We start from the raw sequence: 13363 nt of genomic DNA, 5'->3' as shown, positions 1-13363 counted from the left end.
TGTCGGCGAATTAGTTATTTGCATTAATAATTGCTTAAATCTGATTGCCACAGGATATAAGGATCATAATCATCATCCCCATCAGGTAAAGCCCCTGTTTTTGGCGCCGGTGTAAAATCGGTTTCAGCCAATTGACCATTATCGAGATACTCTATTTTCCATATCAATAAATTCTTTCTGCTTTCGGGTTTATCAAGGTTATAACTAATATGAGAAAGTGAATTATGATAAATAATTTGTCGCCAGCAGGCATCGGAATTTTTAATACAATATTTAATACTAATTGGTTGATATTTTTTGCCATCTTTTAATAACACGGGTATGGCTTTCTGTTCTTGGCTATCAACAAAAAATGACAAAGAAAGATTATCGGCTAATTGCGCTTTATACTCTGTATAATCGCTATTTGTTTGTAATTTAGGTTGTATATGGAAACTATTTTGACTTTCATCTGCATAACTATTACTACCATACAAACTACATAAGAATAATATAGGAATGAATTTTTTCATAATATATTCCATTGATTCGTTTAGTAAATTGGATTAAGTAATTTAGCCGAATGATTGAAGGCTAATAGGAAAGCTATAACACAGAATCGTTTATAGCGTGCTTAATAGAATAGCTTAAAAAGAAAATAATATGTAGTCATTTCTTATTAATGTAGTGATGACATAAGAAAAATTAACCAGTATTAATAAATTTTAATCAAAATTTAAAAATAGAAAATAGTTTAAGTGATTAATCCTTGTATCACCCAATAATTTAACGTTTTTTTAAACGTAATGGAATTAAAAACAATTAAGCCAATTTAAACCTAAAACCCACACTAAACCGTTGCATAACAAGGAAAACAGGTTTTAAGGCAAGAATGGCATAGCAACACGCTTTCAACGTCGATTTTTTTTCCAAAATTTCCTCAACTTCTACTCTATAGTCATTCATATAAAATTTCGTAAACTACTTTTTAGATGATCTTAATTGTTGCAATACAGATCGACCAAAAGATAATTTGAACTAGATAGGTGCGCTATATTTAACTATTAATAGGGTTTAAATAGGCAGTTAAGAACATTATATGACCGCTACCTGTAGTTTAATCAAATACCATACCGTCATTACATATCAGCTAATTCGATAAAGAATAAATAGATAATTACATACAACCTTACATTTTTTACTGATATAAATCTTTAATCCCATATTGAACAAACAATAAACAAGTCAGTATTGAATATTATCTTATTGATGATTTTCAATGAGTTATCTTGTGAAATTAAATATTGCAATATTTCTGGAAAAATAGTAATTTATGATCTGTTTCGATTATCAATATTATGTAATAAAATAATCGTCTTAGATGCTTTAATACTATAAACTTAAATAAATTTGAAAAGTAGTGATTATAAAATTGTTAGAATGTCGATATCCTTTTGTTATAACTTTAAATTACTTAATCTGAAATATATTTATGCGAAATAGCGCTCATCATTTCTTCTTTTGGTTAAGTTTATTAATCGATAAAAACCTATCACCTTATAAATTTCATTGTCATTACTTTAATTCTAATCGTTGTCTTATTCACTATATTCAATCGTCATTTTGAATAAATTGAATGAGTTCAATCAAAAAAATTTAAGTTAAAAAGTCTAATAGTCAGCTTTAGTAAAAAAGACAATTAAGGTCATCAAGCAAGTTGGTAGGCATTGAATTCATTTAGAATTAAATTCAAATAAAGAAAACATTACCTATTTAAAATCGATGAGTTTAATTTATGCACTGTGTTCTTAACTGAAAACAGAAAAGCAACGGTATCAATTATGATGATATACCATAAGGATTATTTGTTGTAATAGATATGCGGTGCTTATAATTAAAATTTAATAAAAAACATATAATTAAAAAAATACAATTAATGGATTAGGAATAACAATGACAATAAAAAAAATAACAAACTTTATCTTTCCCGTTGGTAAAAAAAAATTCAGTCAAGACGCTTATTATAAAGCTTTATCGGAAACAAATAGTGGTTTTTATCCATTTGGTGAAAATGGGATATGGCACGGCGGTATTCATCTTGATGAGGCAGTATTAAATAAAATCGGTAGTGATGGCAAACTACGATGTATGGCTAATGGGGAAGTTGTCGCATATCGAATTAACAACGTATATCCAAAAATTGTATACAATGACAATGATGAACAAAAAACACCCACCAAACAACAAAAAGTAGCCTATTTTTCAAGTGGTTTCACTTTAGTTCGGCACTATTTAGAAATGCCAAAAATTGCTGATTCAAGCGAACCGCCACCTGCTATAACCTTATACAGTTTATATATGCATCAACTTGATTGGTATGGTTATGAGCAAAAAAAACAAGATAAAAGTAATCAAGTTGAATATCCTCATTTTTGGCAAGTAAAATCAGCTAAAGTGAATGAAGAAAAAGCAGAAGCAATTCAAGGTTGCGAAATAAGAAAAAAAGGAAAAGGAACTAAGGTTGTCGGCTTATTATTAAAAGGAAGTAAAATTCGGTTAGGTGAACAAAGAAGAGGTAGACCAGGTTGGTATAAAATTGTTTCAATCACGCAAGGCACGTTGGTCACTTCAAGCGAAATTAAAAATGAATTAGGTGATATTGAAGGTTATGTTTGGCATGAAAATATTGGTACAACCGCATATGATAGACCAACAGGAAAAATAGCAGAAGCGAATAAAGACTACGTAATCTGTCGGGAAGATAATAATAAGGTTGGTCATCCAGAAAAAGAAATCAAAGGTATTGCAATATATGAATCTGCTACTGGAAAACAAAAACTAACCTATTTGCCTCAATCCGCAACTTTTGAATTTGATGGACAAGAAAATGGATATGCCAAGATTCGGAAAATCAGCCAGTGCACAGTACCAACAATATTGATAAACAAAAGTGGTGATAACAATTCGCCACATAAAGGCTATGTTAAATTAACATCGCTGCTATTAACTTCACAAAAACCAGAAAAATTAGATGAAGTCGTAGTGTTAAAAGAGCCTATCCCAATAGAAAAGGGCGCTTTTGTCGGTTATATCGGTCATAACGTCAGTCAAAGCGAACGTTTCGATGAACCAAAAGAAGCGCCGTTATCGACAATGAAACGTGCATTAGATAACAAATTACCAGAACTAGCACATATAGAATTATTTACCTGTGAAAATTTTCCTGCATTTATCAATAAAACACGTGCTTTGGCGGATAAGTTACCCAACAGTGAAAAGACAATTATCTTAGTTGAAAAAGATGCAAATTTAATTAGTGCCTCAAAACCGGATGGTTTTATAAGTAAAGGGCCAGTTATAAAATTTATTGGTAATACGGATAATTATTACGTCAAAATTACGCTTCAATATACGTTACAAATGTTAATGGCATATTTTGATCGTTTCAGAGTATTGGACAACAAAGACAATACGACAAATACTAAAAAACAGCATAGTAAAGTTAAAAAATACCGTTTAACGAAGGATGATAAAACTAATCTGGTTAGCTTTTACGAATATCGTCATCCTGAATTGAACGCAGCAGATATTCCAGATGAAGTTGAACTATTGATTGATTATACGCCTTTAATATTAAGTAATGAGGATACGCCTAAATTCTTTGAAATACGGTTTTGCATTGAGAATAAGCATTATTGGATCGCTTCGAAAGACGTTCTACACTTAGGTGGTAAAGAGGGGCAACTTAATAGCAAGATAGAGTGTTGGAAAAAATTTCCACTATCACTCGAAAATTCAAAAGTAAACAAGAATAACAATACAGTATATTATCAGCGCACGATATCGATTAATGCATCATCGGATGAAGAACGCCTAACAGCAGTAGATGATGCTGATGCGGATACAGTATGGCGATATATTCAGGCAGGCAATAAATATGGCGTACCAATACAAGGTTGGGTAAATACTAAAAAAGGTGCTCAGCCACATATAAAACTTGTTACCCCATGGCATTGGTCAGATTTTAAGACGTTAGAAGAAAAAGCGTCGGTAGGTGATTTTTCAAAAAAATTGAATAAAAACCGTGCAGTAAAATTAAACACTGAAGATTATTCTGAAACAATGATGGCATTAATAATGATTCTATCTCAAACCGGATATAATCATGCTCTTATAAATACATCAATGGATATGCCGAAAAGTAAGCTTAAAAAGTTTTTGCAACAACTAAAAATAAATAATAAACAACCATTTATAAATGACCAATTCAAAGATGTATTACGAACAAGTTGGACGGCAGAACAGATTGGACATTTATCAGTAAAATATGAAAGTGAATGGTATGCGGATGAAGCGTTAAAAAAATGGAATGAAATTGATTCACTTTTTGACGAAGAAAAACAACAAAATAAAAAATTTATAACAAACGAATTAGACAACCTCGGTATCACCAAAAAACACGAGCGAAAATTTGCTTTAGACAAAGTAGAAGAGGCTCATGAATATGTTAAAAAAAATTGGCAAATTGAAAAAACAGAACGCATAAAACCATCATTATGGTGGAAAAACGTATCCCAAGCACAATCAACTGATTCAACAAATAACAATAAGACCGATACGAATACCGACACACCTAAACTAGCCAATTTATCAACCGATGGCAAAGCTTGGTTTATTCACCCTGTGGCAATGGTAAATTATTTCAATACTACAAGTCCTGAACCTGAAATTATTTTTCCACTAAAAGAAAAACCAATAAATAATTCTGATATGCAATTGGGTCAAAATTTCAATTGGACAGAAAATAATAATCAAACAGCGTTTGGATGGAAATGTGATGGCGGTAAAAGAAAACATGCCGGGCGAGATCTCTATACTGAACCTAACGCCGAAATCGTTGCAATATGTGATGGAACAGTTCTAGGAATAGACAGTTTTTACTCTCGAACATATGAAATAACAATAAAGCATAAAACTAAAAATGGGCGACAATTCATTATTCGCTATGGTGAAGTTGACTATAATAGTATTACCGTTAAAGTGGGTGACTCTGTTAAGCAAGGCACGGTAATTGCTAAAACAGGACTATTATTAAAAGAACTCAAACGCAGTGAAAAAAGTCCTCATAGTATTGAGATTAAAACTGATTCCAAAGAAACAACCAAGTATAAACCAGAACTCATTATTGATGACAAGATTATTTATATCCTGCACCTAGAATATTATTCAGGCGAAAACGGATTAGATTTAAACAATCCATTAACGGATAGTAAAAACCAACCGTATCAAAGACGTGCTGACTTATTAGATCCTCTAGACATACTAAAAGAGGGGTATGAAAATACGTTTTCGTCAGACTTTTAATAAGTTGAAGTTAAATATAAATGGCAGAAAAGAATAAGCTAGAGATCATACAAGGATTTAAAGGATGGGAGACTTCTTATACTTTTATATATCAAAATAGTCAAACAAAACGGATAACATCATGTCATTCTCCCGAACGAAAATCTTATATTAGATGATCGTTCATGAGTTTGTTCAAAATGACAGCAATCAGTAAATTAACCAAGACAGATTGTTTAATCAAGCTATTTTGCTAAGTTATCAAATAGTCATTAAATAGTTATTAAACAGTTAGTTGCGATAATTGCAGTTTAAAACTATAACTTAGGATAGTATTGCTATTTAGCCCTCAAACAAAAGTTTGTCGAATGATAAGTTAACTTTACTCATGCCAAGCTTACGTTTATACCTCAAAACGCTCTTCCAAAATTTAATTTTTATAAATTAAATAATGCTCTACAAATAAATAATATATTGCAAAACCTCTAGAAAAAAAGTAATTTTTTATTTAATATTAATAATCTTTATTGATTATTTAATTTTATGTAAAAATGGTTTGATAATTTAAAATTAGATAAATTTATGTAAATAGTGAATATAAGCATAGTGTAATGGTGGTTTTATCGCGCTCTGCAATAAATAACATCATTTTGATGAGATAGAACACGGTGATACAAATCAAACCTTATTACTTTACCGCAAAATAAAATTCACTCATTAATTTTAAGCTAACGCTATACAAATTAGATCACCATTCTAATTTTAAATACATCGTTATTAACAATAGTGCAATATACCTAATAGTGACGAGTTAAAACGGGCGGCTATTAAGTAATAAAAGGAATAAGAAGCAAAAAATGGGAAACGATTTTAAGAAAGTCATCAATCAAGTTGCTGAAGGATTAATCAACAAATTAACCGAACATCTTATCCTCAATCGCCATACTTTTGCCAAATCAGAACACCATTTAATAACGCCTGCTATAAACATTAAAGGCAAAAAACAGTTAAACCAACAAAAAAATTCAGCCAAAAAAAGACAATTACTGCCAAAACCCAATCAATTGAATAATGATCAAGCAAATTGGATGTTACACATATGCAAACAAGGAATAAAAAATGCTTGCTGAATTAAACAATAGTGAAAATCTTTACCAATATCGTTACCTATTGGTTAATAACCTAATCGCCCTTAATCCGTTTCATCCATTATCAAAAGAACGATTATTTGCTCACTATGGTGAAAATAAAGCCTTTGGTGAAAAAAAACTTACTCAAGTACTGCGTACAGATTTGGATTACGATCCAAGCGTATGCCCGACACTGGTTAGGCTTGCTGAACCCGATCAATTTTTAGAAAGACCGATACTTGATATAATTAGCAAACAGACAGCAGTAGAATGCTTTTGGTCAAAACGTTATATTAGTGCCTATATTGTCACTGAACTAAAACCGTCGTTACTGGCTAAAAAACTTGTTGATATTGGAAATCACATCGCTAAAACATTGCGACAAAAACATTATTACCCCTTCTTCGAACCTTTTCGGATGCAATTTTTACACGAGCTTGGCTCGAACCAAGACAACGCATTGTTAAACGCACAATTTTCTGAGTTTGAAAATATCTATTATCCGTCTGTGCAGGGAGGGAAATTTATTCGCTACACTGTTGATGACGAGTCCGAAGTGCCAATAAGTTGGAGTCACGATTACTGTCAGCGTTTAAAAAACCTAAGGATGATACGCACGCTAGTCAATGCATGGGGAAATAACCGCAAAAAATTCGATGATCAAAAAAATGTACCACTGTCAAACGAAATCATTGTCGAAGCGGAATATTATGTTGATCAAGCGTACCAATTAGGGTTAACCGATGCCGCTGATATCTTATTTTGGGGATTAAATGGATTAAGGTATCACAAAGCCTTTACTCTAAATCCCAACGTACTTGAACATATCCCCAAAGCGATAAAAGCACCAGGCACGTTATCACGTCGAATCATTGAAGCAAAAATTAATATTGAAATTAAACCAAATAATATTCAATAAAATAATAGGTTAAGAATAAAGAATGTAAGGTAAAAAATGGAAACAACAGAAAACATAGCCAACCGAAACCAAGATGACGCTAAAGGTCGTTGCCCTGCTTGTGAAAGAACTGGCTTACCTATATTTTTATTGCGTCAAGCTGTAATCAAAACGCAATCAGTACTGACTCCAGATATTGACCCTACTTATCAAGAATTAGCCGATTATGCTAAAACCTTAGACTTTAAAAAACGTATGCCTGATGAGGAACTAAAATATTACAGTTATGTGTTAAGAACATTACGAAATGGCTATGTATATGTGATACAACAAATCGAAGATATCGAAAGCCGAATACTTCATGCCTATGAATGTATTGAAGGGGCGCTTAGGTTAAAAGACTACTACCAGTTGACCAGTACCACGCCAAGACCGATATCAAAAGCATGTAAAAACTACTGTCACACTATTCCTGCATCGTTTATTCATCTGCAAAAAGAGTGCACCCTGGCATGGGTGGCTTACTCTTCACAACCTTGGAACGAGGAAACCATTAATAGCTATTTACAAGAACAAGATAACCACGCATTATCCCGTTTTACTAAAATTGATGTAAAAAATTTTAAAGATTCCCCTTCTCAAGCAACGGGCAATCGAGCGGTACCGTTTAAAGATATTTTTGGTAGTAGTTATCAGGATTATAAAAATGAAGACAGTAAAGTACTTGAGTTTCGTTTGGATAATCTCCCAAATAGTTTTGAATCAGCACATCCATTTATCAGTTTAAAAAACGAAAAATTAAAATATGTTACGCATACCAGCAACTTATACATAAACAAAACCCCTATTTCTTGTGGCGTGGTATTAGAAGATACCTTTGGCATTGCCGAAGAGCTTAACTCACAACGTCAGAACAGTTTATGTATGTTTGATAACGAAGCTGAATTACCGCCAGACGAAGAGATAAAACTTGATGATGATTTCGATGCTGGTTTTGATGTCGACAAACAAAATCAAATTTTTGAACGGCGTGCTCAAAACATGCTAAAAATGATTAATCCTAAATTAAAAAAACGTTTTAAATATTATCGACCAAACGTATTTAAAAAGCGCACAATTTTACAGTTAATAGAGCAATACCGAACTTCAATTGTCACATCATATGATCGGGAAATCGAAAAAGTAAAGGACACAATTATAAAACACGAGGATCCCTCAAGAACTTATGATTATTACCCACTCACTAAAGATGATATGAAATTGAGTGAATTAATTACCGATAAGAAAAACGCATTAAATGATTTTGACAGCTGTATTAATCAGAAAGAAATTGGCATATTTAACGACGAATTAAAAGACGCCTATCAAGAGCTGGTAGATTATTGCAAAGAGTGGTCGCAGGACTATTTTACTTATGTTCGTTGGTTATTTGGTGATAAAGAATATCAATCAAAATACAGTAACATCACCCCGAAAAGCGTCAATATGGTACGTTTTTGGCAGGCTGAATTTGACTTTACTAACGAAGAAAGCATACAAAGCCACATTAAAGACGTGACTCAAATACTGATTGATGCCAGCCATTTTGATGTCAAATTAGATGAAGACAATGCGCTATGGGATGAACTCCTTAGCAATCCGAGCAGTATTTATTACATTATTACTCACCTGAATATTAACGGTATCGATTTGGAACAAAAAGACTTTATCGATATTAATACTGACACCGAAATAAGTTGGAATGATGTCATATCAAGAAGCCTTAATATTGCGCTGATCCCAAACAAGTTACAAGAAGATCAACTTAAAAAAGAATCAGGTGAGAAACAGAAAATATTAACGCAACAGCAAAAAGAACTTGAAGAAAAAATTAAAATCAATCAGCAAGAGCTAGACAAACTAGAAAAAGAAAGAAAAACCATTCCGCTGCAAGACACCGAAAAACACAAGCAGTTACAACGAAAAAAAAGGCAACATACGCAACAAATACAAAAATTAAAAGGTCAACTAAAAAACGTCAATACACAATTATCGGCACGCAATCCAACTAATAGCCCTTACAGCAAAAAACTAGTTCTTGCTCATGGTTATTTGAATGATGTGTCATTAAATAAATATTCAAGGCTAGTGAAAGATCAGAAGCTAACGTTAATTAAGCCGCAATATTCCGAAATACATTTTATGTTTCGATTGGCTCAACTCAATGTTTATCCACTCAGACTTGACGTTAAAATCAGACCAACGCATATCGAACCATTAGTCGCGCTAATCAGTCAAATGAACCGCACATATTACAGTTCAGAAGGGCTTACCTTGCAAGAACAAAAGTTCTTAAGTCAATTTGAAACCGATGACGAAAAACGACCTGTTGATGAAAAACAACCTGCTGGTAAAAAAGCATCATTGAAAAAACTCAGATTAATGATGTTCCTGCCAGATCTGGAAATCAAAAATACCATTGAATCATTTATCAAAAACCTAGAAAATAATGTTTTAAAACCGCAAGAACTTGCCAAAGTAATAAAACCAGCGTTAAAAGGAAAGGTTAAACTTGAGCAAACCAAAACTGAATTAGAAACCAAAATTGAACAACACAAAGAACAAAAACAAACCACGATTGAAGAGATAAAACAGGATAACCGAATCGAGAAAAATCGGCAGATCCTTAATCAAGAACGGGAAAAACTCGAACAAATTTTAAACCAAAATCAGCAAGAACAGATCGACTTAGACAAAACCACGCATCAAGCCAAAATCGAAAAACATCGCACTAGTGTCAACATCGCTAAAACAGGGTTTGCCATCAATATAGCGGTGAGTGGCATTATCGGAGTTTTGACCTTAAGCAATATTTGGGACAACTTAAAACAGTGGGGAACCCCACAAGCAGGCGAAGGCGAATTACAGCTTCAACAACAGTTATACACCAATTTATTATCATTAGGATTAATTGGGGTTGATTTAACCAGCCAATACCGTGATGTGAAATTGAAAATGCAACTAACAAAAGCCACCGAAGCTGGCAACAGTATTACTAAAATTGAAAGCCGTCTTGCATTAAATAATATAATTATAAGAACAGTATCAGTTGCCTTTGCGGCAATAACCGTCATAGATGCCATAGGCGAGCTAAAAAGTGCTTTTGATATGGTAGATATGGAAGATTCTATTTACTTTAAAGCGAGAATTTTTGGTGCTTTTTTAACGATGATTGGTGCAATATTCTTAGCAATTGCTACACCATTTACTTTTATTGCGGGTATAGTGCTACTTATAGCTGGAGCTATAGCATTGATATTTAGCAAGAAATACGATAACTTCACCCCTATTCAACATTGGTTAAATCGCTGCTGTTTTGGCAAACAAGGGGAGCTTAAATATCTTGGTTATGATGCCTATCACGAAGAAGACTACAACACGCATTCGGGTTTTGGTTGCGCGATTAATGACTATATGGTTATTGTTTATGGTATTAACACCTTTATCCGCCTTAAACCGTTCCAGAATACGATAGTGCAGACTTATCCAGCACATTACATTACCAAAGATAGCCCTAATTCAATGCAACGGCATATCTATTTTTATGTCAATATTGCTGAATTTGCCGAAAACAACCCTAACGAATCGCTATCCGCTCATATTCGCTTGTACCTGAACGACAATATCTATACCGATTTCAAATACCACATTAACACACAGGGTATAAAATTAATTCAAATCAACGAAAGTTCAATGCAAGACGACTATCTAAGTACCGATATGGAGGATTATATAAATAAATATGATCAGCCAAAAACCAACAGCTATCCAATTGCAAACTCGACTATTGGCAAGTCCAAGTCACAAGACTTTAGTTTGCAAAAATCACCAGAGCATGATTTTCAAGAACTAATGATTAATAAATGGATAGCCGGAACAATTGGGTATTGTCGAATCAAAAAATATCAAATAATAATTCAATATAATCACCGTGAAGAAGTACCATTAATAATTATGAAAAACGGAAAAATTTAATCAATCAGGAGAGCAGCATGCCGTCAAAATATCGCCCACAGCTTTTAGGTTGGATAGGGGATCTAGAGAAAGGGAAAAATTACTTAACTAGCTCAGAGAAGCGGTTGATCTATATGAATGATAATTATTGTGCTTTTATTCGACAAACATTTGCAGATCAAATTTTTTATTTTTTTATATATTTATTAGCTATTTTATTGGGTTGTGGGGCAATTTATACAGGTTTATTATTAGTTATGGAATATGATAATCCTAACATGGAAAACTATTTACTAATTGCTACTATTATAGGACTTATATTTTGTTTGGTTGGTATGAATACTATTATTCCTGGATTTTATCATGTTTTGTTTAGCCGCCGAGGAAGTCCAATTATTTTTAACCGTAAAACGGGTAAAGTGTATGTGAATGAAAGTTACTTTTTTAGCTTTCGATTTTGGTATAACCCCTTAGTATTTTTACACCCCAATAAACGCCGAATAAAAGAGTATGATTGGGCAGATTTACACGGTGTTGCTATTCATAACTACTCCCCTTATTCACTAGTCAGCGATATTTTAATGGTGTGCAAACCCGGCACTAACCAAACCATAGACCATATCATGTTCGACCCAGCCCGAAATGGGGTAGGCAGTCATTTAATTTGGGGTTGGGTCAATAATTATATGATATTTGATAAATTAGCCGACCCCAGCCGAAGCATCTACCCAACCGACCAAGAAGACAAATTCAAACAGAAAATTATCAACGGCCAAGGTTGGCCCAAATGGATGATCGAAGCATTCAATGCCACAACACAAGATGAGCTAACCGACATCAAACAAAAATATCAGGTTAAGCAGTAATAAGGTTAGATAGTAAAGAAAGTTGGAAATAAAACTAAACAACAGGAGCCAGATATGCCGTCAAAGTACCGCCCCCAACGTTTTGGTTGGATAGGGGATCTAGAAAAAGGGAAAAATTACTTAACTAGCCCTGAAGATCGGTTAATCTATGCCAATGATAACTATTGTTCATTAATTAGACAAAAGTTGTCAGATAAAATCTTTTATACATTTATTTACTTTATTTTATTCCTTCTGTTGATTCCAGCAATTTTATTATGCGGAGCATTATTATTTATATACAATACAGATAATGAGATCGAAATAACACTATTAAGTACTATTGCTTTAATAACTTGTTGTATTACCATATATGTAGTTATCCCAGGATTATATCAATCATTATTTTCTCGTCGAGGAAGCCCAATTATTTTTAACCGTAAAACGGGTAAAGTGTATGTGAATGAAAGTTACTTTTTTAGCTTTCGATTTTGGTATAACCCCTTAGTATTTTTACACCCCAATAAACGCCGAATAAAAGAGTATGATTGGGCAGATTTACACGGTGTTGCCATTCATAACTATTCGCCTTACTCACTAGTTAGCGATATTTTAATGGTGTGTAAACCCGGCACTAACCAAACCATTGACCATATCATGTTCGATCCTGCCCGAATTGGAGTTGGTAGTCATCTAATCTGGGGTTGGGTCAATAATTATATGATATTTGATAAATTAGCCGACCCCAGCCGAAGTATCTACCCAACCGACCAAGAAGACAAATTCAAACAAAAAATTATCAACGGTCAAGGTTGGCCTAAATGGATGATCGAAGCGTTCAATGCCACAACACTAGACGAGCTAGCCGATATCAAACAAAAATATCAGGTTAAGCAGTAATAATGTTAGGTACTAAATAAGCTGGAAATAAAACTAAACAACAGGAGCCAGATATGCCGTCAAAGTACCGCCCCCAACGTTTTGGTTGGATAGGGGATCTAGAGAAAGGGAAAAATTACTTAACCAGTCCTGAAGATCGGTTAATTTATGCTAATGATAATTATTGTGTTTTAAAACGTAAAAAATTATCAAATCAAATTTTTTATTTATCTATAAGTTCATTTTTATCAATTTCATTATTTTTTTTAATTCCTATGTTGATATGTGATATTTCA

Annotated in this window: 8 protein-coding genes; 7 read left to right on the top strand and 1 reads right to left on the bottom strand. The window is 33.1% G+C overall.

The window, feature by feature from the left end; genetic code table 11:
* Positions 1-23 precede the first annotated feature (23 nt).
* Positions 24-512 carry a hypothetical protein gene (locus ACKJXD_RS06650; RefSeq protein WP_220216531.1) on the bottom strand — a complete coding sequence of 163 codons (489 nt, stop codon included), beginning with the start codon at positions 510-512 and terminating at the stop codon, positions 24-26.
* Between the two features lie 1420 nt (positions 513-1932).
* Between ACKJXD_RS06650 and ACKJXD_RS06645 the strand changes: the two genes are divergently transcribed.
* From ACKJXD_RS06645 to ACKJXD_RS06615, 7 genes are all read left to right on the top strand, one after another.
* Positions 1933-5343, top strand: a complete 3411-nt coding sequence (locus tag ACKJXD_RS06645; RefSeq protein WP_430875892.1) for a M23 family metallopeptidase — start codon at positions 1933-1935, stop codon at positions 5341-5343.
* 836 nt (positions 5344-6179) lie between these two features.
* Positions 6180-6452, top strand: coding sequence for a hypothetical protein (locus ACKJXD_RS06640; RefSeq protein WP_430875891.1), 273 nt, complete (start codon positions 6180-6182; stop codon positions 6450-6452).
* Entirely contained in the window at positions 6442-7371 is a 930-nt protein-coding gene (locus ACKJXD_RS06635; protein ID WP_220216534.1) for a hypothetical protein, read from the top strand. The genes ACKJXD_RS06640 and ACKJXD_RS06635 overlap by 11 nt, the downstream gene beginning before the upstream one ends.
* A gap of 36 nt (positions 7372-7407) precedes the next feature.
* Positions 7408-11364: a toxin VasX gene (locus tag ACKJXD_RS06630; RefSeq protein WP_430875890.1), complete on the top strand. Its 3957-nt coding sequence runs from the start codon at positions 7408-7410 to the stop codon at positions 11362-11364.
* 17 nt (positions 11365-11381) lie between these two features.
* Positions 11382-12209 (top strand): DUF6708 domain-containing protein, encoded by an 828-nt coding sequence (locus ACKJXD_RS06625; RefSeq protein WP_430875889.1) that lies wholly within the window; start codon positions 11382-11384, stop codon positions 12207-12209.
* 54 nt (positions 12210-12263) lie between these two features.
* Positions 12264-13088: a DUF6708 domain-containing protein gene (locus ACKJXD_RS06620; RefSeq protein ID WP_430875888.1), complete on the top strand. Its 825-nt coding sequence runs from the start codon at positions 12264-12266 to the stop codon at positions 13086-13088.
* 53 nt (positions 13089-13141) lie between these two features.
* On the top strand, positions 13142-13363 hold a 222-nt coding region (locus ACKJXD_RS06615; protein ID WP_430875887.1), incomplete at its 3' end, for a hypothetical protein.

Origin of the sequence: Gilliamella sp. G0441 (assembly GCF_050589305.1) — a bacterium.
Taxonomy (GTDB): Bacteria; Pseudomonadota; Gammaproteobacteria; order Enterobacterales; family Orbaceae; genus Gilliamella.
The sequence above is the reverse complement of the archived record's forward strand: the minus strand, read 5'-3'. Positions and strand labels throughout refer to the sequence as shown.

What these genes read in the sequence shown, in the direction of transcription:
- ACKJXD_RS06650 (WP_220216531.1), bottom strand. Translation starts at nt 512, where the DNA reads ATGAAAAAATTCATTCCTATATTATTCTTATGTAGTTTGTATGGTAGT.
- ACKJXD_RS06645 (WP_430875892.1), top strand. Translation starts at nt 1,933, where the DNA reads ATGACAATAAAAAAAATAACAAACTTTATCTTTCCCGTTGGTAAAAAA.
- ACKJXD_RS06640 (WP_430875891.1), top strand. Translation starts at nt 6,180, where the DNA reads ATGGGAAACGATTTTAAGAAAGTCATCAATCAAGTTGCTGAAGGATTA.
- ACKJXD_RS06635 (WP_220216534.1), top strand. Translation starts at nt 6,442, where the DNA reads ATGCTTGCTGAATTAAACAATAGTGAAAATCTTTACCAATATCGTTAC.
- ACKJXD_RS06630 (WP_430875890.1), top strand. Translation starts at nt 7,408, where the DNA reads ATGGAAACAACAGAAAACATAGCCAACCGAAACCAAGATGACGCTAAA.
- ACKJXD_RS06625 (WP_430875889.1), top strand. Translation starts at nt 11,382, where the DNA reads ATGCCGTCAAAATATCGCCCACAGCTTTTAGGTTGGATAGGGGATCTA.
- ACKJXD_RS06620 (WP_430875888.1), top strand. Translation starts at nt 12,264, where the DNA reads ATGCCGTCAAAGTACCGCCCCCAACGTTTTGGTTGGATAGGGGATCTA.